Source organism: Komagataeibacter sp. FXV3 (assembly GCF_015155755.1).
Classification (GTDB): Bacteria; Pseudomonadota; Alphaproteobacteria; order Acetobacterales; family Acetobacteraceae; genus Komagataeibacter.
Genome location: NZ_VWPI01000067.1, coordinates 20,487 through 43,499 on the forward strand (window position 1 = coordinate 20,487; position 23,013 = coordinate 43,499).

Annotated in this window: 20 protein-coding genes and 2 tRNA genes; all 22 read right to left on the minus strand. The window is 61.6% G+C overall.

Features of this window, described 5'->3' with window-relative positions; genetic code table 11:
• Positions 1–45: 45 nt before the first annotated feature.
• Positions 46–753 (minus strand): ABC transporter ATP-binding protein, encoded by a 708-nt coding sequence (locus tag F1542_RS06605; protein ID WP_193732344.1) that lies wholly within the window; start codon positions 751–753, stop codon positions 46–48.
• A complete protein-coding gene (locus F1542_RS06610; RefSeq protein WP_193732345.1) occupies positions 746–1,990 on the minus strand; it encodes a lipoprotein-releasing ABC transporter permease subunit in 1,245 nt (414 codons plus the stop codon). Before F1542_RS06610 ends, F1542_RS06605 begins: the two co-directional genes overlap by 8 nt.
• Entirely contained in the window at positions 1,990–3,312 is a 1,323-nt protein-coding gene (proS, locus tag F1542_RS06615; RefSeq protein WP_193732346.1) for a proline--tRNA ligase, read from the minus strand. Before proS ends, F1542_RS06610 begins: the two co-directional genes overlap by 1 nt.
• Positions 3,313–3,715: 403 nt before the next feature.
• A complete protein-coding gene (locus tag F1542_RS06620; RefSeq protein WP_193732347.1) occupies positions 3,716–5,359 on the minus strand; it encodes a ribonuclease J in 1,644 nt (547 codons plus the stop codon).
• A gap of 285 nt (positions 5,360–5,644) precedes the next feature.
• Entirely contained in the window at positions 5,645–6,439 is a 795-nt protein-coding gene (locus tag F1542_RS06625) for a biotin--[acetyl-CoA-carboxylase] ligase (protein ID WP_193732348.1), read from the minus strand.
• A 3-nt stretch (positions 6,440–6,442) separates the two neighbouring features.
• Positions 6,443–7,867, minus strand: coding sequence for an NADH-quinone oxidoreductase subunit NuoN (gene nuoN, locus F1542_RS06630; protein WP_193732349.1), 1,425 nt, complete (start codon positions 7,865–7,867; stop codon positions 6,443–6,445).
• A 26-nt stretch (positions 7,868–7,893) separates the two neighbouring features.
• Positions 7,894–9,831, minus strand: coding sequence for an NADH-quinone oxidoreductase subunit L (gene nuoL, locus F1542_RS06635; RefSeq protein ID WP_193732350.1), 1,938 nt, complete (start codon positions 9,829–9,831; stop codon positions 7,894–7,896).
• A gap of 5 nt (positions 9,832–9,836) precedes the next feature.
• Positions 9,837–10,160, minus strand: coding sequence for an NADH-quinone oxidoreductase subunit NuoK (nuoK, locus tag F1542_RS06640; protein WP_010506353.1), 324 nt, complete (start codon positions 10,158–10,160; stop codon positions 9,837–9,839).
• Positions 10,153–10,926 (minus strand): NADH-quinone oxidoreductase subunit J, encoded by a 774-nt coding sequence (locus F1542_RS06645; RefSeq protein WP_193732351.1) that lies wholly within the window; start codon positions 10,924–10,926, stop codon positions 10,153–10,155. Before F1542_RS06645 ends, nuoK begins: the two co-directional genes overlap by 8 nt.
• Before the next feature lie 78 nt (positions 10,927–11,004).
• Positions 11,005–11,493, minus strand: coding sequence for an NADH-quinone oxidoreductase subunit NuoI (gene nuoI, locus F1542_RS06650; protein WP_010506357.1), 489 nt, complete (start codon positions 11,491–11,493; stop codon positions 11,005–11,007).
• Positions 11,493–12,515, minus strand: a complete 1,023-nt coding sequence (gene nuoH, locus F1542_RS06655) for an NADH-quinone oxidoreductase subunit NuoH (protein ID WP_193732352.1) — start codon at positions 12,513–12,515, stop codon at positions 11,493–11,495. Before nuoH ends, nuoI begins: the two co-directional genes overlap by 1 nt.
• A 4-nt stretch (positions 12,516–12,519) precedes the next feature.
• Positions 12,520–14,583: an NADH-quinone oxidoreductase subunit NuoG gene (gene nuoG, locus F1542_RS06660; protein WP_193732353.1), complete on the minus strand. Its 2,064-nt coding sequence runs from the start codon at positions 14,581–14,583 to the stop codon at positions 12,520–12,522.
• 5 nt (positions 14,584–14,588) lie between these two features.
• Positions 14,589–15,914, minus strand: coding sequence for an NADH-quinone oxidoreductase subunit NuoF (gene nuoF / locus F1542_RS06665; protein WP_193732354.1), 1,326 nt, complete (start codon positions 15,912–15,914; stop codon positions 14,589–14,591).
• Between the two features lie 5 nt (positions 15,915–15,919).
• Entirely contained in the window at positions 15,920–16,570 is a 651-nt protein-coding gene (locus tag F1542_RS06670; protein ID WP_193732355.1) for an NAD(P)H-dependent oxidoreductase subunit E, read from the minus strand.
• A gap of 5 nt (positions 16,571–16,575) precedes the next feature.
• Positions 16,576–17,832, minus strand: coding sequence for an NADH-quinone oxidoreductase subunit D (locus F1542_RS06675; protein ID WP_193732356.1), 1,257 nt, complete (start codon positions 17,830–17,832; stop codon positions 16,576–16,578).
• Positions 17,833–17,839: 7 nt separating this feature from the next.
• Positions 17,840–18,508 carry an NADH-quinone oxidoreductase subunit C gene (locus F1542_RS06680; RefSeq protein WP_193732357.1) on the minus strand — a complete coding sequence of 223 codons (669 nt, stop codon included), beginning with the start codon at positions 18,506–18,508 and terminating at the stop codon, positions 17,840–17,842.
• Positions 18,501–19,082, minus strand: a complete 582-nt coding sequence (locus F1542_RS06685; RefSeq protein ID WP_141260759.1) for an NADH-quinone oxidoreductase subunit B family protein — start codon at positions 19,080–19,082, stop codon at positions 18,501–18,503. The genes F1542_RS06680 and F1542_RS06685 overlap by 8 nt, the downstream gene beginning before the upstream one ends.
• Positions 19,083–19,106: 24 nt before the next feature.
• Positions 19,107–19,472 carry an NADH-quinone oxidoreductase subunit A gene (locus tag F1542_RS06690; RefSeq protein WP_193732358.1) on the minus strand — a complete coding sequence of 122 codons (366 nt, stop codon included), beginning with the start codon at positions 19,470–19,472 and terminating at the stop codon, positions 19,107–19,109.
• Positions 19,473–19,759: 287 nt separating this feature from the next.
• Positions 19,760–19,836: transfer RNA gene (locus F1542_RS06695), tRNA-Asp, on the minus strand.
• Positions 19,837–19,875: 39 nt separating this feature from the next.
• Positions 19,876–19,950, minus strand: a tRNA-Val gene (locus tag F1542_RS06700).
• Between the two features lie 84 nt (positions 19,951–20,034).
• Entirely contained in the window at positions 20,035–20,322 is a 288-nt protein-coding gene (locus F1542_RS06705) for an HU family DNA-binding protein (RefSeq protein ID WP_007399823.1), read from the minus strand.
• 172 nt (positions 20,323–20,494) lie between these two features.
• On the minus strand, positions 20,495–22,984 hold the full coding sequence (gene lon / locus F1542_RS06710; protein WP_193732359.1) for an endopeptidase La: 2,490 nt from the start codon (positions 22,982–22,984) through the stop codon (positions 20,495–20,497).
• Positions 22,985–23,013 lie beyond the last annotated feature (29 nt).

Below are 23,013 nucleotides of genomic sequence, written 5' to 3' on the forward strand. Positions count from 1 at the left end.
GAATCTTTTTGAAAAAAGCTTCACCAAAAACTTTCTGGCGTTTTTTCAGGTGGCGGGTACCACCGGCACAACCAGCCCGTCACGCAGGGTCACGATGCGGTCCATACGGCGGGCAAGGTCCATGTTATGGGTTGCGATCAGGGCAGCGACCCCATGGGCCCGCACGGTTTCCAGTAGCGCGTCAAACACTGCGTCAGACGTATGCACGTCCAGATTGCCCGTCGGTTCATCCGCCAGCAGGACATGCGGGCGGTTGGCCAGCGCGCGGGCAATGGCCACGCGCTGCTTCTCCCCCCCCGACAGCTTGCCCGGCAGATGATCCAGCCGGTGCCCCAGCCCGAAAATGGACAGCAGTTCGTCCGCCCGTGCACGCGCCGCCTTGCGCGCGACACCCGCGATCATCTGCGGCAGCATGACGTTTTCACGCGCGCTGAATTCGGCCAGCAGGTGATGGAACTGGTACACGAACCCGATCCGGTCGCGCCGGATCTGGGTACGCTGCGCATCCGTCAGCGCGCCCGCGTCCTGCCCCGCCACCATGACGCAACCCGCATCCGGCTTTTCCAGCAGGCCCGCCAGATGCAACAGCGTGGACTTGCCGGTGCCCGAAGGGGCGACAAGGGCCACGATCTCACCGGGGTGCAGCGTCAGGTCCACGCCACGCAGCACATCCAGCGTTTCCTCACCACTGATGTAACGGCGCGCCACGCCATCCATGCGCAGCGACGGGGCATTGTCTAGGGCGTCACTCATGGCGCAGGGCCTCCACCGGGTCGGTTTTTGCCGCCCTCCATGACGGATACAGCGTCGCCAGCAGCGACAGCACCAGCGCCATCACGATCACCTCGATCACCTGCGACCAGATCAGCCTGGCGGGCAGGTGTTCAAGGTAATAGACCTCGGGATTGAACAGGTTGGTGCCGGTAATGCGCTGCAGAAGCTGGCGGATATGTTCGATATTCAGGCAGAACACGATGCCAAGCCCGGTTCCCACAAACGTGCCCGTCACCCCCACCGACGCCCCGCACATGAGGAAGATGCGCATGATCGCCCCGCGCGTCGCCCCCAGCGTGCGCAGCACAGCGATATCGGCACTCTTGTCCTTGACCATCATGATCAGCGACGAAATCACGTTGAAGGCGGCGACAAGGATAATCAGCGTCAGGATCAGGAACATCACGTTCTGTTCCACCTGCACCGCGCCGAAAAAGGCATTGTTGCTCTGCGTCCAGTCCATGACGCGCACATTGCCATCCATGACCTTCTCGATCGCCTGACGGATGGGGCCGACGTTTTCCGCGTCCCGGGTCATGACCTGCACCTGCGTCACCTGTCCCGGTAGCTGGAAATATACCTGTGCCGCATGCAGCGGCAGGAACACGTAGCTGGCATTATAGTCATTCACCCCGGCATCGAATATGCCCACTACGCGATAGGCGCGCACGCGCGGCATGGTGCCGAATGCGGTTGCCGCCCCCTGCGGCGAGACCAGCGTCAGCCTGCCGCCCACCGTCAGCCCCGCGCGTTCCGCCAGCGTGGTGCCGACGATGATGGTGTCATCACCACCAAAATCGTCCATGGAACCGGCGACAAGGTTATCGCTGACCTCATGCAGCGCCTGCAGGTCGGCCCGCGTCATGCCGCGCACCAGCCCGCCCGCATTGTAGCTGCCGGAATTGAGCAGCACCTGCGATTCCACCAGAGGTGCTGCCGTCACAACGCCCGGCACCTTACGCACGCGCCCGGCCACGTCATCATAATCGCTGATGGTACGTGTCACGCCGAATACGCTGAGATCGCCATTCAGCCCGAGGATACGGCCCAGCAGGTCAGCCTTGAACCCGTTCATGACCGACATGACGATGATCAGCGTGGCGACACCCAGCGCGATCCCCACAAGCGAGAAGATCGCGATGACGGAAACGAACCGTTCCCCCCGCCGGGCATGCAGGTAACGCCCGGCGACCATCCGCTCGAAGGGACCAAACATCAGCCGCGTATTTTCGCGATAAGGGTCAGGGCGGCCTCGACCGTTTCCTCGGTGCGTTCACCGGTATGACGGTTTTTCACTTCCACCTTGCCATCCTTCGCCCCGCGCGGGCCCACGATCAGCTGCCATGGATGGCCCAGCAAATCGGCATCGGCAAACTTTGCGCCCGCACGTTCGGCACGGTCATCGTACAGCAGGTCATCAGGCGCTGCCGCATACAGCTTTTCACAGATGGCGTCGCACTGCGCATCACCATTCTTCAGGTTGATGATGGCGGCCCGGAAAGGGGCTACGGATGCAGGCCAGATAATGCCGTTGTCATCATGGCTGGCTTCGATGATCGCGGCGACAAGGCGCGAGACGCCAATGCCATACGACCCCATTTCCGGATATAGCGGCGCACCGTCGGGACCGCTTACGGCGATATCCATGGACTGGGTATATTTGCGCCCGAAGTTGAAGATATGCCCGACCTCGATGCCACGCCCCTCGCGCTGGCGCTCGGCTGGCACCTTTGCCCATGCCTCCGCATCATGCATCTCGTCCGTCGCGGCATAGAACGACGTCATGCCGGTAAAGAACTTTTCAAGCGACGCGCGGTCGTTAAGGTCAACATTTTCGCCCAGCCAGTCCTGGTCCTCCAGCGCGCTGTCAAAGAACACGCCGCTTTCCCCCGTGGGGGCCAGGATCAGGAATTCGTGGCTCAGTTCGCCACCGATCGGCCCGGTATCGGCGCGCATCGGGATCGCACGCACGCCCAGGCGCTGGAACGTGCGCAGATAGGCCAGCATCATGCGGCGATAGGTATCGACCGCGGAATCGTGGTCAAGATCGAAGCTGTAGGCGTCCTTCATGTAGAACTCGCGCCCGCGCATCACGCCAAAGCGGGGGCGGACCTCGTCACGGAACTTCCACTGGATCTGGTACAGCACCTGCGGCAGTTCCTTGTAGGATTTGACCGCCTGACCGAACAGGTCGGTAATCATTTCCTCGTTGGTCGGCCCAAACAGCATGTCGCGTTCATGCCGGTCACGGATGCGCAGCATTTCCGGCCCATAGGCGTCATACCGGCCCGAACGCTTCCACAGGTCGGCGGATTGCATGGTGGGCATCAGCAGTTCCTGCGCGCCCACGGCGTCCTGTTCTTGGCGCACGATATTCGCGATATGGCGCAGCACCCGCAGGCCGGCTGGCAGCCAGGCATAGATGCCTGCCGCCGTCTGGCGAATCATGCCCGCACGCAGCATGAGCCGGTGTGACGTGATCTGGGCCTCGGCCGGATTTTCCTTGAGGGTCGGCAGAAAACTGCGGGACAGACGCATATCCGTATGAACCTTGAAGTATGAGAACCGATAATGCAGCGGACCCTAGACCAATCACAACGCCCGTGGAATGGGGCATGTGCGTGATATCCCCCCGCGCCACACCGAAGCGTGATGCGCAAAGGCCGTAAGTGCGTAAACATCCACGTGAGGGGGCATGGCGGCAAGCCCGTGCCGGGGCTAAGCTGCGCAGGCAAATCTGGTTGCACACGAGACGCCGGGTTTAGGGAAAACGTACCAAAAAAATAATGGCAGGAAACGGTCCATCCGTTCCCTGCCATAATCATTTGCGGTCTGTGAAACGCCCCGAAGGTAATTAAAAAAGTTTTCGGGGAAGCTGTTTTCAAAAAGCTTAAGGAAACGCCGCCTTTTAAAAAAAGCGGCACCCAGAAACTTTTATCAACTACACCCGCAGCAGGTGCACATCCACCAGCGGACGCTTCTGCAGCTTGCGGCCCAGCGCACGGCGCAGGGCGGTCTTGGCCGCTTCGCGGAAGGTCGCGTCGTTTTCACGCAGTTCATCGGGGATTTCGTCCAGCGCATTACCGAATTCCTCGGTCACGCGCTGCGTTTCGGGATCTTCGGCATCCAGCAGGCCGGGCGCGCTGACCTTCGGGTCCCCGATCAGGTAGCCCTCGTCATCCACCGCGAAACTGCCCAGCACCATGCCGTTGAACAGCATCCGCCGCCGCGCCGACAGCACGCCGCCATTCATGGGCAGGATACGCCCGCCATCCAGCACCAGCCGCCCGGTGGGAGCAGTATCGCCAATTTCGACCCCATCGGCGCGGATGTCGAGGATATCGCCATCTTCCAGCAGCACGGGTTCGATATTCAGTTCCTGCGCAATGGCGGCATTGGCGGTCAGGTGACGCCATTCGCCATGCACCGGGATCAGGAAACGCGGGCGCACGAGGTCATACAGCTTACGCACGTCACCACCCGTGGCATGGCCCGATACGTGCACCAGATGGTCCTTGTCGGTAATCACGTGCACGCCGCGGCGAGTCAGGCTATCCTGCACCTGTATCACGGCCTGTTCGTTACCGGGAATCATGCGGCTGCTGTAGATGACCGTATCGCCCTCACCCAGCGCGATGTTGGGGTGGGTGTCGGCCGCGATGCGCGACAGGGCGGAACGGGGTTCGCCCTGACTGCCGGTCACGATCAGCAGGATCTGGTTGTCAGGGATGGAATTGGCGTCCTGTTCCGACAGGAAGTGCGGCACATCCGACAGGTAGCCACATTCACGCGCCGCGACCTCCAGGTTGCGCAGGCTGCGCCCGACCACGGCCACGCGACGGCCCGCGGCCTTTGCCGCCATGGCCAGCGTTTCCACGCGGGCGACGTTACTGGCGAAGCAGGTCACCGCGATCCGCCCCTCAAGCGAGGCGATGAGGCGCGTCATCTCGCGCCGTACATCGGCTTCGGACGCGGATGGCCCTTCGGTGCGGACATTGGTGCTGTCGCACACCATGGCCAGCACGCCCTCGCGCCCCAGTTCGGCAAAGGTTTCAAGGTCGGTCGGCGGCCCCACCTGCGGGTCGGGATCGATCTTCCAGTCACCGGTATGGACAATGATGCCCTGCGGCGTGCGCAGCACCAGCGACTGTGATTCCGGCACCGAATGCGTGACCGAGACGAAGCGCAGATCAAACGGCCCGACCGTAAAGGCGCTGCCCGGGGCGATCACATGGATGGGCACCTGTTGCAGCAGCCCGGCTTCCCCCAGCTTGCGGCGCAGCACGGCGGCGGCAAACGGGGTGACATAGACCGGGCAGCCAAGCTGCGGCCACAGATGGGCAATGGCGCCCAGATGGTCTTCATGCGCGTGGGTGACAACCAGCCCGGCCAGCGCATCCTTGCGTTCGGCAATGAAGACAGGGTCAGGCAGGATGATTTCCGCCTCCGGCGTGTCATTGCCGCTGAAGCCGATGCCGCAATCCACCGCCAGCCATGCCTCACCCTGTCGGTACAGGTTGAGGTTCATGCCGATTTCGCCTGTCCCGCCTAACGGAAGGAATGAAACGCCTGTCATATCATTCATCAATAAATCCTGTGTCAGTTACCATGGTTTCAGATGTGTTTGAAAAATGGCCGCGGAACGCCCGTTCCGTGCCGTTGTTCGTGCCCTGTTGTCAGCCCGGTCGGGGCCAAGATCCTGTCTGGCTGCCAGCATGTCGCCGGTCCGCCTGCCCTGCTGGCGTGGGTGGAGCCATCCATCGCCTTTCCCCGTCGGGTGGGCGGTGCTCGACACCTTTCGCCATAAAATCATGCATGGGATTATCATGTAATCCCGCCAACTTAAATCTCTTTCCTTTGCCGGGACCGATTATTCTCGTTCCACGGGGGCCAGCAGCACCTCGCCCGTCACCACGCGACGCACCCCATCAGGTGTGCGCAGCAACAGGATGCCGTCATCTTCCAACCCTGCAAACGTGCCGGTAAACTGCTGGTTTCCTGCCGTAACCCGTATGGGGGTACCGATTGCGTGTCCCCGTTCCAGCCATGCGGTGCGGATGGTGGAAAATCCATGTGCTTCGTAACGCGACAGCCACAGGCCCAGATGGTGCAGGAGCCTGTGCGCCACCTCGGGCGCTGCCGGTACATCGTCCCGGCAGTCCGCCAGGCAGGCCAGCGTGCGGCCTGCGATATCGGGCCTGCCCAGCAGGTTGGCCCCGATACCGATCACCTGCCATGACACCCCGGCCCCGATCCCGCTCTCGATCAGGATACCGGCCATCTTGCACCCATCAAGCAGCAGGTCATTGGGCCATTTCAGTTCCAGCGCATGACCGGCGGGCACGTAGGCCGCCACGGCGTCATGCAGCGCAAGCCCGGCAATGAACGGCCACAGCCCCACCGGCACCGCAGCCCCCTGCCCCACCAGCATGACCGACAGGGCAAGGTTGCCACCGGGATCACACCATGCACGCCCCCGGCTGCCACGCCCCGCCGTCTGTTCCAGCGCGAGGATGGCGACACCATCCGCCCCCTCGCCCGCCTCAAGCCGCGCCTTGCACAGATCGGATGTCGATCCCAGCCTTTCATGTACCTCCATCCGCCATGCGGGGCCATTGTCACGGGGGATCGTGATAACGGAAGGATAAAGGGCGGGCTGGGTCATGCGTTACCTGAACAATGCGCTCGCCGCCGCCTGTGCTGCTGTCGCAACGGGACCAAGCCCCACCACGAAGAACGTGGTCACCAGCCCCATTCCCACCGATACGAACGAGACGGAAACAGGCGAGCGGTCCAGCGCCGGGGCGGCGGCATCGAAAAACATGATCTTGACGATCCGGATATAGTAATACGCCCCGATCACGCTGCTGACGATACCAATTGCCGCAAGGCCATAAAGATGCGCGTTGATCGCGGCATAGAACACCATGAGCTTGCCAAAGAACCCGGCCAGCGGCGGCGCGCCCGCCATGGAGAACATGAACACCGCCATGGCCAGCGCCATGCCCGGATCGGTGCGCCCCAGACCGGACAGGTCACTGATCCGGCTGACCGCGCGCCCCTTGCGGCGCATGGCGACAATGCCTGCGAACGCGCCGACATTCATGAACAGGTAAGTCACCAGATAGACCAGCGTGCCGCGCGTGCCCTCCGCCGTGCCGGCCGCCATGCCGATCATGGCGTAGCCCATATGCCCGATGGAGGAATACGCCATGAGCCGCTTGATGTTCCCCTGCGGAATGGCCGCAAGCGAGCCGAATACCATGGAGGCTGCGGACACGACCTCGATCAGCAGCTGCCATTGCGGCGTCATGCTGCCAAACGGACCGGCCATGACGCGCAGCAGCACGGCGAATGCCGCGATCTTGGGCGCACCGGCCATATAGGCGGTGACCGAAGTGGGCGCGCCCTGGTACACATCGGGCGTCCACATATGGAACGGCACCATGGACAGCTTGAAGCACAGCCCCACCAGCACGAACACGATGCCCACCATAAGCCCGGCAGGCAGCACCGCGCTGCCACGCACCGCCTGCTGCAGGCCGGCATATTCCATCGTCCCGGCAAAACCGTAGGCCAGCGAGATGCCATACAGCAGCAGCCCCGACGCCAGCGACCCCAGCACGAAATACTTCAGCCCCGCTTCCGCCGCCGTCACCCGGTCACGGGCAAAGGCGCACAGGATGTAGATGGACAGCGAGGACAGTTCCAGCCCGACAAACAGCGTCATGAGGTTGCCCGATGACGCCATGATCATCGTGCCCAGCGTGGAAAAGGCGATCAGGACAGGGAATTCGAACTTGTCGATTTCCATTTCCCGCGCATATCCCACGCTCAGCACCACAGACAGGGCTGCCCCCGTCAGGCTCAGCACCTTCATGAAACGGGCAAAGCCGTCATTGATGAAGATATGGTTATACCCGGTGCCATCGGGCGACAGCACGACAAGGATGCCCGTGACCACCAGGGCCAGCAGCGTCATCATCGCACAGGAAAAAAAGGCCTGCCCGCGCCGTTGCATCACCCCGGCAAGCAGGATGACCAGCCCCGACAGGGCCAGCACGATTTCGGGCAGTGCAAGTGTCCAGTTCATTGGTATTGGCCCTGACATGCCTGGGGTTAGCGGAAGAACAGCATGGTGGTCAGCAGCACCACCAGCCCGATCAGCATGGAAAAGGCATAGACCGCCATGGACCCGGTCTGGATGCGCACGGCCTGCCCCGCGCTGCCTGCGGTCAGGCGGGCCAGCCCTTCGGGTATGCCCTCGACCACGTCCTCGTCCACGCCCTTCCACAACAGGCGCGCAATCGCGCGATAGGGGCGGATGATGGCCACGTCATACAGTTCGTCGAAATACCATTTGTTCAGCAGGAACAGGTAAAGCGGACGCAGGCTGCGCGCGAGTGACGCCGGAATGCCGGGGCTTGCGATATAGCAGACATAAGCCACGGCAATGCCCAGAACGGCGGCGAATGTCGGCACCAGTGCGATAAAGCCCGGCGTCTGTTCAAGGCGTTCGATCACGTCATGGCCGGGAATGGCGGCAATCGCCCCGTTCCAGAACGCCGCCTGGTGGCTGCCGACATAGAACGGTTCCAGCACGATACCCGCAATTACCGCGCCCACGGACAGCAGGCCGACCGGCACCATCATGGATGCCGGGCTTTCATGCGCGCCGTCATGCAGGTGCGCATCACGCGGCTTGCCATGGAACACCAGGAAGATCAGGCGCCAGCTGTACAGCGCGGTCAGGAACGCGGTGACACATCCCATGACCCAGCCATAATGGCCCATGCCGCCATCTGACATCCATGCCGCTTCAAGGATCGCATCCTTCGACCAGTACCCGGCAAAGGGGAAGATACCGGCCAGCGCAAGGCTGCCAATCCACATGGCGGCATAGGTGAAGGGAATCTTCCGCCACAGCCCGCCCATGCGGAACATGTCCTGTTCATCATGCACCGCATGGATCACGCAGCCCGCGCCAAGGAACAATAGCGCCTTGAAGAACGCATGCGTGGTCAGGTGGAACATGGATGCCTGATACGCCCCCACGCCAACGGCCACGAACATGTAACCAAGCTGCGAACAGGTGGAATAGGCAATCGTGCGCTTGATGTCGGGCTGCACCAGCCCCACGGTCGCGGCAAAAAAGCTGGTGGTGCCGCCAACCAGCACGATCAGGTCGCGGGTGACCGGCGCCAGGTCCACCAGCGGCGACATGCGCACCATCAAAAAGATGCCCGCCGTCACCATGGTCGCCGCGTGGATCAGGGCGGAAACCGGGGTTGGTCCCTCCATCGCATCGGGCAGCCATGTGTGCAGGAACAGCTGGGCGGACTTGCCCATCGCCCCGATGAACAGCAGCGTCGCGATGACTTCATACAGCGGATGCGTGCCGAACAGCACGAACGTATCGTTCACATGGTAGGGGATGGCGGCGAAAATATCGTCATACGACACGCTGCCCAGCCGGATGAAAATCAGCGAAATGCCGACAAGGAAGAACAGGTCGGCAATACGGTTGACCACGAACGCCTTGATCGCGGCGGCACAGGCGGACGGACGGTCATACCAGTAGCCAATCAGCAGGTAACTCGCCAGCCCCACCCCTTCCCAGCCAAAGAACAGCTGCAGCAGGTTGTCCGATGTCACCAGCATGAGCATGGCGAACGTAAACAGCGACAGGTAGGAAAAGAAGCGGTAAACCGGCCGCGCCTCATGCGCCATGTAGCCCACGCTGTACACATGTACCAGCAGCGAGACCACGGTGACCATGGCCACCACGCTGACCGAAAGCATGTCCATGCGCAGCTGCCAGTCGGCCCGGAAGCCCGCCGCGTGGACCCAGTCGGCCACCGGCACGACAAACGTGCCCACGTCGCCCATCTCGAACCCCAGCACGCCAATGGCCGCCAGCGCCGAACAGATCATGAGGCCGATGGTGGTGAACCGCGCCGCCCCGTCGCCCATCAGGTGACCAAAACAGCCCGCCACCAGGAAGCCGATAAGGGGCGCGAACACCGCCACTTCAAACAGGAAGGATGCCGTCTGCATTTCCCTTACCCCTTCATCATCGTGATATCATCGACTTCGATCGAGCCGCGATTACGGAAATAGACCGTGACAATGGCCAGCCCGATGGCGGATTCCGCCGCCGCGATGGTCAGCACGAACAGGGTCATCACCTGTCCCGACAGGTCGCCGGTGGCAGCCGAAAACGCCACGAAATTGATATTGGCCGAAAGCAGGATCAGTTCGATCGACATCAGGATGATGATGACGTTCTTGCGGTTCACGAAAATGCCGAACACGCCCAGAACCAGCAGGATCGCGCCAATGCTCAGGTAGGGCGCAAGGCCGATCCCCTCAATCGCGCTATGCATTGTCCTGTCCTTTCGTGCCTGTCGCGGGGGCAATGACCACCAGCGCGGTCTGTGTTTCTTCTTCCGTTTCCTGTTCGCGCCACGCCTGCGTGCCATAGGTACCCGGCACCGCCGCCACGTCGTATGATGTATGCGGGCGCAGGAAACCGCCCTGTGCCGCAACGCCCACACCCAGCGGGACCTGAAGCATTTCCAGGCTGTCGGCGGCCGTGCGGTCGTGCTGGCGGTCGATGTTCTGGCGGCGTCCGGTGGGCCGGTCACGCAGCGTCAGCACGATCGCGCCGATCATCGCCACCAGCAGCACCAGCGCGCAGGACTGGAACAGGAAGATGTAATGGGTATAAAGCACGTCACCGAGCGCCGCCGTATTGGTGCGCGTGGGTGACGACGGGACAAGGTGCCCGATCTGGTCGATGTTGGAGGCGACACGCCAGTGGGTGAACGCCATGATCAGTTCAACCAGCAGCACGCCGCCAACCATGCCGCCAATGGGCGCGTAACGCTGCACGCCTTCACGCATCCGCGCGAAATTGACATCCAGCATCATCACCACGAACAGGAACAGGACCGCGACCGCGCCGACATAGACGATCACCAGTGTCATCGCGAGGAATTCGGCCCCCGCAATCAGGAACAGCCCCGCCGCGTTGAAGAACGCAAGGATCAGGAACAGCACCGAATGCACGGGGTTGCGCGCGCACACCACCATGGTGGCGGACAGGACCAGAACCGCCGCAAAAACGTAGAAGACAATCTGGGTCATCATGGGTGAGCTTCCTGCAGCATGGATGTTTCCTCCTGCTGGCATGGCGGGGGCGCGCTTGGCCGCGCCCGCCGTGCGGTGTCAGCGGTACGGGGCATCAAGTTCGAGCCTGCGGGCGAGAACGCTTTCCCAGCGGTCGCCATTGGCCAGGAGCTTGTCCTTGTCGTACATCAGTTCTTCGCGGGTTTCGGTCGCGAACTCATAATTCGGGCCTTCGACAATCGCATCGACCGGGCAAGCTTCCTCGCACAGGCCGCAATAGATGCACTTGGTCATGTCGATGTCGTAGCGCGTGGTCCGGCGGGATCCGTCGTCACGCGGTTCGGCCTCGATGGTGATGGCTTCCGCCGGGCATGTCGCCTCGCACAGCTTGCATGCGATGCAGCGCTCTTCCCCGTTGGGGTAACGACGCAGCGCGTGTTCGCCCCGAAAGCGCGGCGACAGCACGCCCTTTTCATAAGGGTAGTTGATCGTGGCCTTCGGCTTGAAGAACGCCTTCAGCGTCACGCTCATGCCCGACACCAGTTCGGACAGAAGCATGGAACGGGCGGCTTTGCTTAATGTACCCATCAGCCTGCTCCTCCGGGCAGAAGGCCCGTTACCATCAGGAACCCCGCGCTCAGCACCATCCATGCCAGCGAAAACGGCAGGAATACTTTCCAGCCCAGCCGCATGAGCTGGTCATAGCGGTAGCGGGGAAATGTCGCGCGCACCCAGATGAAGACAAACAGGCAGAACAGGATCTTCGCGATCAGCCACAGCGGCCCCGGTATCCATGTAAAGGGCGCGATCCCCAGCGGCGGCAGCCAGCCACCCAGGAACAGGATGCTGACCATGCCCGACATCAGGAACATGTTCGCGTATTCACCCAGGAAGAACAGGCCGAACGCCAGGGCCGAATATTCGACGAAGAAGCCCGCCACCAGTTCGCTCTCGCCTTCAGGCAGGTCGAATGGCGCGCGGTTGGTCTCGGCCAGCGCCGAGATGAAAAAGACGATGAACATCGGGAACATGGGCAGGCAGAACCACACGTTGCGCTGCGCCAGCACGATGTCATTGAGGTTGAGGCTGCCCACCGCCAGCAGCACCGACACGATCACCAGCCCGATGGACACTTCGTAAGAGACCATCTGTGCCGCAGAGCGCAGCCCGCCAAGGAAGGCGTATTTGGAATTGGACGCCCACCCCGCGATCAGGATGCCATAAACACCCAGCGATGAAATCGCGAGCAGGTACAGCACCCCCACATTGATGTTCGCGATGGCCAGCCCGTTACCCGTGGGAATCACCGCCCACGCCACCATGGCCAGCGAGAATGTCAGGAACGGCGCGAACAGGAACAGCATCCGGTTGGCGCCTGACGGGATCACCGTTTCCTTCGTCAGCATCTTGATCGCGTCGGCAAAGGCCTGCAGCACGCCAAACGGGCCGTTCACGTTCGGCCCCTTGCGCAGCTGCATGGCGGCCATCACCTTGCGTTCGGCCAGCGTCAGGTACGCAACCCCCAGCAGCAGCGGCACCAGCACCGCCAGCGTTTCCAGCACGATCAGCACAAGCTGGCCCGGCATGGTGTGAAAGAAGAAATCCGCCATGATCCTACTCCGCCGCCTGGTTTGCAGGGTGCACGTAAATCCCCGAACAGGTTTCCATGGTGGGACTGGCGCGGCACACGGCATGGGTCAGGTAATAATCGGCAATGACCGGGTGGAACGGGTCACTGGACATGGCCACGGCACCCGCCTGTGGCGGCGTGGTGTCGGCCGTGGCATGACGCGCCCACTGCGCCCCGAATACCGGGCTGGCCCGCATCATGCGCGCACGCAGGGCCTCGATTGTGTCATAGGGCAGCTTGCGCCCCACCACTTCGGAAAAGGCGCGCAGGATGCGCCAGTCTTCCCGCGCATCCCCCGGCGGCATGACAGCGCGGAACGCTTCCTGCACCCGCCCTTCGGTATTGGTGTAGGTGCCGGGCTTTTCGGCATACAGCGTGCCGGGCAGGATGACATCCGCCCGCGCCGCGCCCGCGTCGCCATGGTGGCCCTGATAGACGACAAAGGTTTCCGGCCCGATGCGGTCGGTCGCGAATTCATCCGCGCCCAGCAGCCACAGCACGTCCACCCCGCCATCCAGCATGCCCGCCACGTCACGGCCCTTCGGCGCGGGCACAAGACCAAGATCCAGCCCCGCGACACGACTGGCCGCCGTGTGCAGCACGTTGAAGCCATGCCAGTCGGGCGTCATGGCCCCCACCTGCGTCGCTAGGTCCCAGCATGCCTTTGCAATCGCCTGCCCGTCGGGACGCGTCAGCGCGCCGTGGCCGACAATGATCATGGGTTTTTTCGCGTTTTTCAGTGCATCGGCAAAAGGCAGTTTACCATCCGCCAGGTCCGCCAGCGTGTCGGGGCCTGCGCCCAGCACCTCGGCCGCATAGGTCGGGTCGGCATTGGGCGCGCCGATCATGGCGATGGGAAAGCCACCGCGCCCGGCGGCAAGGAAGCGCTTGCGGATGCGCGCATTCAGCACGGGCGCTTCCTGCCGCGGGACAGATCCCACGATCAGCAGCGCGTCCGCGTCCTCTATGCCGGTAATGCCCGTATTGAATGTGTAGAAGTCACGGCGTGACGTGTCGTATTTCGCCCCGTCCTGCCGACAGTCGATATTGCCCGACCCCAGCGTTTCCATCAGGTCCTTCAGCGCCATCATGCTTTCGGCATCGCACATGTCGCCTGCAATCGCGCCAATGCGTTCGCCCGGCACGTTCTTCAGACGCATCGCGATGGTGGAAAAGGCATCCTGCCAGCTTGCGGGCTGCAACCTGCCATCCACCCGCACCCATGGCCGGTCAAGGCGGCGGCGGCGGAAGCCATCGACCACGAACCGTCCCTTGTCCGACAGCCATTCCTCGTTCACTTCGTCATTGATGCGCGGCACGATGCGCAGCACCGCCGCCCCACGTGCATGCATGACGATATTGGTTCCCACCGCGTCACACACATCGATGGAATCCGTGCGCTTGAGTTCCCATGAACGGGCGGTGAACGCATAAGGCTGCGATGTCAGCGCGCCCACGGGACAGATGTCGATCAGGTTGCCCGACAGTTCGGATGTCAGGGCCTTTTCAACATAATTGGTGATCTCGAGGTTTTCGCCACGTGAAATGCCGCCCAGTTCGGGCACGCCCGCGATTTCGGTCGAAAAGCGGATGCAGCGCGTGCACTGGATGCAGCGCGTCATGACCGTCTTGACCAATGGGCCAAGATACTTGTCGGTTACCGCGCGCTTGTTTTCACGGTAGCGGGAATGGTCCGCGCCATAACCGAAGGCCTGATCCTGCAGGTCGCATTCACCGCCCTGGTCACAGATGGGACAGTCCAGCGGATGATTGATCAGCAGGAATTCCATCACCGCGCGGCGGGCGCGGCGCACGACCTCGGTATCGGTGAAGATCTGCATCCCCTCCCCTATGGGGAAGCCGCATGAGGCGACCGGCTTGCGCCCGCCCGCCACTTCAACCAGGCACATCCGGCAGTTGCCCGCCACCGACAGGCGTTCATGATAACAGAAACGCGGGATTTCCTTGCCCGCCGCCTCACACGCCTGCAGCGCGGAGGAACCTGCCGCGACTTCCACCGGAATACCGTCAACGGTTACTTTTACCACTGTTCCTACTCCGCAGCTTCAACCAGGCCCACGGGCACCTGCACGGGCCGCGTGCCGCCATGGGCGGCCTTGTAGGCATGGATGCGTTCTTCCATGACGGGCCGGAACCTGCGGATCAGCCCCTGTATCGGCCACGCCGCCGCATCACCCAGCGCGCAGATGGTGTGCCCTTCCACCTGCCGGGTGACCTGTTCCAGCATGTCGATTTCCTCGATTTCGGCGCGACCTTCGACCATGCGTTCCATGATGCGCATCATCCATCCCGTGCCCTCGCGGCATGGGGTGCACTGGCCGCAGCTTTCATGTTTGAAGAATTTCGAGAACCGGGCGATCGCGGCGATGATGTCGGTGGATCTGTCCATCACGATCATGCAGCCGGTGCCAAGGCCCGAACCTTCGGCGCGCAGGCTGTCGTAATCCATCAGCACGGTATCGCACACGTCACGCGGCAGCATGGGCACCGAACAGCCGCCGGGAATGACCGCCAGCAGGTTGTCCCACCCGCCGCGCACGCCACCGCCGTGCTTTTCGATCAGTTCCTTCATCGGGACACCCAGCTCTTCTTCAAACACGCAGGGCGTGTTGACGTGACCCGATATGGCCATGAGCTTGGTGCCCGCGTTATTGGGCCGCCCCAGTCCCGAAAACCATGCCGCCCCCCGGCGCAGGATGGTGGCGGAAACGGCAATGCTTTCCACGTTGTTGACCGTGGTGGGGCAGCCATACAGGCCCATCGCCGCCGGGAAAGGCGGCTTCATGCGCGGCTGGCCCTTCTTGCCCTCCAGGCTTTCCAGCAGGGCGGTTTCCTCACCGCATATATACGCACCCGCGCCACGGTGGATGTAGAAGTCGAAATCCCAGCCCGACCCGCAGGCATTCTTTCCGATCAGGCCCGCCGCATACGCCTCGTCAATGGCGTGCTGCAGGTGCATGGCCTCGTTATAGAACTCGCCACGGATGTAGATGTAGGCCGCATGCGCCCCCATGGCGAAGGAAGCGATCAGCGCGCTTTCCACCAGCTTGTGCGGGTCATGGCGCAGGATCTCGCGGTCCTTGCAGGTGCCGGGTTCTGACTCGTCACCATTGATGACGAGGTAATGCGGCCGCCCGTCATTCTTCCTGGGCATGAACGACCATTTGACGCCGGTGGGGAAACCCGCGCCACCGCGCCCGCGCAGGCCGGATGCCTTCATCTCGCTGATGATGGCGTCACGCCCGCGCGCCAGTATGTCGGCCGTGCCGTCCCAGTCACCGCGTGCGCGGGCACCGGCCAGCGTCCAGTCGTTCTGGCCATACAGGTTGGTGAAGATACGGTCCTTGTCCTGCAACATGTTCTCTACCCCTGCCCCTGCGGCTTGCGCGCCACGTCATCCACCAGCACCTTGCGCCCACCGGCGGGGGCGGCGTTCAGGCGGTCGATGGTGGGGCCGGGCCTGGGACGTTCACCGCGCCTGAGTGCGGCAATCAGTTCCTCGGTACGCGGGCCGTCCAGATCTTCGTAGTAATCATCATCAACCTGCAGGATCGGGGCATTGGCGCACGCACCCAGGCATTCGACCTCGGTCAGGGTGAACAGGCCGTCGGCGCTGGTCTCGCCAAACGCCTTGATGCCCGTCGCCGCCTTGCACGCCGCCGTCACGTCATCCGACCCACGCAGCCAGCACGACGTGGTGGTGCAGACCTGCAGGTGGTACCGGCCGATCGGCTTGGTGTTGAACATGAGGTAGAAGGTCGCGACCTCGTATACCCGGATCGGGGCCATTTCCAGACGTTCGGCCACGACATCCATGGCCACGCGGGGGATCCACGCGCTGCCGGTCTGGCGGCCCATCTGCTTCTGCACCACATACAGCAGCGGCAGCACGCCGCTTGCCTTCCGCTCGGGCGGATATTTGGCAAGAACGGTCGCAATCTGCTGTTCGCTCTCGTGGTCGAATTCAAAATGGGTGGGTTCCACGCCCTCAGGCGCGTTGGGCTGGACGGACATGTCGGTCACCTGTCAATCTCGCCAAATACCAGATCGAGCGACCCGATAATGGCCACGGCATCCGCCAGCATGTGCCGGCGCGACATCTCGTCGATTGCCTGGAGATGGGAAAAACCCGTGGGCCGGATCTTGCAGCGATACGGCCGGTTGCTGCCATCAGCCACCAGATACACCCCGAATTCCCCCTTGGGCGTTTCGGTCACGGTGTAGGTCGCACCCGGTGGTACGTGGTAGCCTTCGGTAAACAGCTTGAAGTGATGGATCAGCGCTTCCATCGACCGCTTCATTTCGCGGCGCGGCGGGGGCGTGATCTTGTGGTCGCGTATCTTGACCGGGCCGGGGCGGATCTGTTCCAGGCACTGGTTGATGATCTTCACGCTCTCGCGCATTTCGGCGACGCGTATCAGGTAGCGATCATAACAGTCGCCCTGACGGCCCACGGGCACGTTGAATTCAACCTTGTCGTAATTGTCGTAAGGCTGGCTGCGGCGCAGGTCCCATGGCACGCCCGATGCCCGCAGGCACGGGCCGCTGAAACCCCAGGCCAGCGCCTGTTCGGTGGTGAAAACACCGATGCCCACCGTGCGCTGTTTCCAGATGCGGTTACTGGTCAGCAGTGATTCAAGGTCATCAATCCATCTGGGGAAGGTCCGCGCCCAGTCGGCAATACGTTCCTCCAGTCCCGCAGGCAGATCGCGCGCCACGCCACCGGGGCGAACGTAATTGGCATGGAAGCGCGCGCCGGATGCGGCTTCATAGAACTCGATCAGCTTTTCGCGTTCCTCATATCCCCACAGCGCGGGTGTCAGCGCGCCGCAGTCCAGCCCGAAGGAGGTCAGGTTGAGGATATGGTTCAGGATGCGCGTGATCTCGGCAAACATGACCCGGATCCATTTGGCGCGTTCCGGGGCCTCGATATTCAGCAGCTTTTCCACCGCCAGCGCGAAGGCCTGCTCCTCACACATGGGCGAGACGTAATCGAGGCGGTCGAAATACGGCAGCGCCTTGGGATACGTCTTGTATTCGATCAGCTTTTCCGTGCCACGATGCAGCAGGCCGACATGGGGAATGGCGCGGGCGACGACCTCGCCCTCCATTTCCAGAACCAGCCGCAACACACCGTGGGCGGAAGGATGCTGGGGACCGAAGTTCAGCGCATGGGAATCAATTTCCACCACATGGCGCTTGACCTCACCATCATGGTCCTCCGGCAGCATGCTGTCGGGAATGTCCGTATCACTACGAAGGGTTACGTCGCTCATCTGTCGCCTATCCCTGTCGTTTCATGTCCTGGCGGTCGGCATGTGCCTTTTCATCGCCCGGCAGCGTCAGGATGCCTTCCCATGGGGATTCGAAATCGAAATTGCGGAAATCCTGCACCAGGTCGACCGGCCCATAGACCACCTGACGGCGTTCCTCGTCGTAATGCAGTTCGACATAACCGGTCAGGGGGAAGTCCTTGCGCAGCGGATGCCCTTCAAACCCGTAATCGGTCAGGATGCGCCGCAGGTCGGGCTGATCGGTAAACAGCACGCCAAACAGGTCGTAGCATTCGCGTTCCCACCACGTGGCCGCGGGCCATAGCTGGTGGACTGATGGCACGGGCGATGTCTCGTCCGTTGTCACGATCACGCGGATGCGGTGGTTATGGGTAACCGACAGCAGGTTGTAGACCACATCAAACCGCTCGGCCCGTTCAGGAAAATCCACGCCGCATATGTCCATCACCTGCTGGCAGGCGTAACGCGGGTCATCACGCAGCATGGTCATGAGTTCGAGCAGCCGATGGCGCGTGGCGCGCACCACCAGTTCACCCTTCTCGATCCCGGCGGACATGATGCCCGGCACGGCTGTGGACAGGCGGAAGGCAATGGCGCCCAGCGGGCCCGACACGGCGCGCGGCACGGCCACGGGGGGGATGCTTGCGGGATCAGCCACGGCGGATTGTCCCTGTCCTGCGGATTTTCTTCTGCAGTTGCAGAATGCCGTAGATCAGCGCCTCCGCCGTGGGGGGACAGCCGGGCACGTACACATCCACCGGCACGATACGGTCACAGCCCCGCACCACCGAATAGGAATAATGGTAATACCCGCCGCCATTGGCGCATGACCCCATGGAAATGACCCAGCGTGGCTCGGCCATCTGGTCGTAAACCCGGCGCAGGGCGGGCGCCATCTTGTTGGTCAGCGTGCCCGCCACGATCATCACGTCCGACTGGCGTGGCGATCCGCGCGGGATGATGCCCATGCGGTCCAGATCATAGCGCGGCATGTAGGCGTGGATCATTTCCACCGCACAGCATGCCAGCCCGAAGGACATGGGCCACAGGCTGCCGGTCCGGCCCCAGTTCACCAGCTTGTCCAGGCTTGCGACCACAAAACCCTTTTCGGTGATTTCACCGGTAATGCCCTTGATCACCGCGTCCTGCTGCGGCCCCGGCGGCAGCATTTCCCGGTTCCATGCAATACTGTCGGCAGGCCGGTCCGGCCCGGATGTATCGTTGCTACCCATTGGCGCGCCTCCCCCTTGTCATGCTCAATCCCAGTCCAGCGCGCCCTTGCTCCATTCATAAATGAAGCCGACCACCAGAATGCCCAGGAAGCCCATCATGGACGCGAAACCGAACCACCCGATCCGTGACAGACTGACCGCCCACGGGAACAGGAACGCGACCTCCAGATCGAAAATGATGAACAGGATCGCCACCAGGTAGAACCGCACGTCAAAACGATGACGTGCATTATCAAATGCCTCGAAACCACATTCGTATGCGGACGTTTTCTCGGCATAGGGTTTCTGGTGGCCAAACAGCAGTGAACTGCCAAGCATCGCGCCTGCGATCACCACCGCAATGCACCCGAATATGAGTACGGGCAAATAATCAGCGATAACGGAATGCATCTTCCGTGTTCCCAACCTGTTAATGCGCCATCGGCTGTCTTGATCGACTTATGTATGGCTTCGGGGATGCTAGACCCAACATGCTGGGGGGAACAGTTACTTAACCGTGTTCTTGGGTGAACATTACTGTGAGGATGTATACCGGACCATTTCCGTCAATATTACGTGACCGTTACTTATATGGCACGAATTATTGTTTTCATTTTCCCGTGTAAAAATATGGGCACAAAAAAACGCCAGTGCGGCTGCATCTGGCGTGGTACGGAAACATATGGATTGTGCCGTAATGGCGCGAGTGACGGGGCTCGAACCCGCGACCTCCGGCGTGACAGGCCGGCGCTCTAACCAACTGAGCTACACCCGCGTGGTGCATATCCCTGCTTATATAAAAGCATGGGAAATATGGTGGGCGATGACGGGATCGAACCGCCGACCCTCTCGGTGTAAACGAGATGCTCTACCGCTAAGCTAATCGCCCGCGACCCTACTAAGCGATTGCAAAAAAAGGGGCAACCCAAAAAATGGATTGCCCCTTCTTTTTTTCCTGAAAAAACAGTCAGCCTTACTTGCTGACAGCTTCCTTCAGGTTCTTGCCCGGCTTGAAACGCACGGACGTGGAAGCCGGAATGTCCAGCGGCTCACCCGTGCGGGGGTTGCGCCCCTTGGCCGCCTTGCGGGTGGCGGTCACGAACGTACCAAAACCAACCAGACGGACTTCCTGCTTGCTTGCAAGCGCCTTTTCGATCGCACCGAAAACCGCATCAACCACTTCGCCAGCCTTTGCCTTGGCCAGATCGGCTTCCTCGGCTACCGCAGCGACGAGTTCCTGCTTGTTAAGTGGCTTCTCCATTTTACGCCTTTCTTTGTACTGTGCGCCTACGCAATCATTTAAAAGTCGCGCCGCATTTCTGCACGCACTATGCCGCTGTTTTTTCTCACGTCAACCGACAGAATTCGGGGAACGACAGAGAAAATCCGTCATTCCCCTCCATCATGACAATTTTGCGACCACGCAACCCTGCTTAATGCGTCAATGCAGGGGTAGCCGTGCCTTCCTTGGTGCCCGATGCCACCGGTTCCGTCCATTCGATCGGCTCCGGCTTGTGCACCAGCGCCTGCCCGATCACCTCATCCACATGCGAGACCGGCAGTATGGTCATGGCACTGGTCACGACTTCTGGAATGTCCACCAGGTCCTTCTCGTTGTCCTTGGGAATGAAGATGGTGGTCAGCCCCGCACGATGGGCCGCCAGCAGCTTTTCCTTAAGCCCGCCAATGGGCAGGACACGACCACGCAGCGTGATTTCGCCCGTCATGCCCACATCGCGACGCACCGGGATACCCGTCATCACGCTGACGATGGATGTCGCCATGGCAATACCGGCGGACGGACCGTCCTTGGGCGTGGCCCCTTCGGGCACATGCACGTGCAGGTCACGCTTTTCAAACAGATCCGGGCTGATACCGAACGTCACGGCGCGGCTGCGGACATAGGACAGGGCGGCGGCGACACTTTCCTTCATCACATCGCCCAGCTTGCCGGTCAGCTTGATGTTGCCCTTACCGGGCACCATCACACTTTCGATGGTCAGGATTTCCCCACCCACCTCGGTCCATGCCAGCCCGGTCACGACTCCGACCATGTCTTCCGACTCGGTCTCGCCATGGCGGAAGCGTTTCACGCCAGCATATTTTTCAAGGTTATCGGCCGTGATCGCCACGGTCTTGGCCTTGCCCGTCACGATTTCGGTCACGGCCTTGCGTGCCAGGGTCGCGATTTCACGTTCCAGGTTACGCACGCCCGCTTCACGCGTGTAACTGCGGATCAGTTCGCGCAGTGCATCATCCGACACCGACCATTCGCCCGGCTTCAGGTTGTTCGCCTCCGTCTGCTTGGACAGCAGGTGGCGCTTGGCGATCTCGACCTTCTCGTCTTCCGTGTAACCGGACAGACGGATGATCTCCATGCGGTCCAGCAGTGGCTGGGGCATGTTCAGGCTGTTGGCCGTGGTGATGAACATCACATCCGACAGGTCGTAATCGACTTCCAGATAGTGATCGCCAAAGGTCGAATTCTGCTCCGGATCCAGCACCTCAAGCAGCGCGGAGGACGGATCGCCACGCCAGTCCGCACCCAGCTTGTCGATTTCATCCAGCAGGAACAGCGGATTCGAAGTCTTGGCCTTCTTCATTCCCTGAATGATCTTGCCCGGCATGGAACCGATATAGGTCCGGCGATGACCACGGATCTCGGCCTCGTCACGCATGCCACCCAGCGACATGCGGACGTACTGCCGCCCTGTCGCCTTCGCGATGGATTTGGCCAGCGAGGTCTTGCCCACGCCCGGCGGTCCCACCAGGCACAGGATCGGCCCCTTCAGCTTCTGCGCGCGACTCTGCACCGCCAGATATTCGATGATGCGTTCCTTGACCTTCTCCAGACCGTAATGGTCGGTATCGAGAACCTTCTGGGCCTCGGACAGGTCATGGCGCACCTTGGAACGCTTCTTCCATGGAATGCCAAGGATCCAGTCGAGGTAGTTGCGCACCACCGTCGATTCGGCAGACATCGGGCTCATGCTCCGCAGCTTTTTCAGCTCGGCCACCGCCTTTTCGCGCGCTTCCTTGCTCAGCTTGGTCTTGGCGATCTTTTCCTCAAGCTCGGCGGTCTCGTCCTTGCCGTCCTCGCCTTCACCCAGTTCCTTCTGGATCGCCTTCAGCTGCTCGTTCAGGTAGTACTCGCGCTGTGTCTTTTCCATCTGCCGCTTCACGCGGTTGCGGATGCGCTTTTCCACCTGCAGCACGCCGATTTCGGCTTCCATATGCGCGAAAACCCGTTCCAGACGCGCATTCACGTCCTGAATTTCGAGGATTTCCTGCTTTTCGGGAATCTTCAGGTTCAGATGGCTGGCAATGGTATCCGCCAGCTTCGACAGGTCATCAATCTGGTTGAGGGAGACCAGCACCTCTGGCGCGATCTTCTTGTTCAGCTTGATGTACTGCTCGAACAGGCCAATCAGCGTGCGACCAATGGCCTCGGCTTCCTTGCCGTCGGTTTCCTGTTCCGGCACGTCCTCGATCTCGGCCTCGAAATGGCCATCGACCTCATGCAGGGCGGTGATGTGGGCGCGACGTCCCCCTTCGACCAGCACCTTCACCGTGCCATCGGGTAGCTTGAGCAGTTGCAGGATGGTGGACACGGTGCCGTAGCGATAGATATCGTCTGGCGTCGGGTCATCCTGTGCCGCGTTCTTCTGCGCGACCAGCAGGATCTGCTTGTCGCTGCGCGTCACCGCTTCCAGCGCCCGCACTGATTTTTCGCGTCCCACGAACAGCGGCACGATCATGTGCGGGAAAACGACAATATCCCGCAGCGGCAGCACCGCAATCGTATCATGTGCGCTGGTCGTTTCTTCCGTCTCACGCTGGGCGGGGGGCGGATTGGCTACCATGTTGTTGTCCGTCGTTTCCGTCCCGTCGGGGACGGGATTCAGCCTGTCAGTTTCAGACATGTTATTTTTTGACCTCCTGATGGACGATC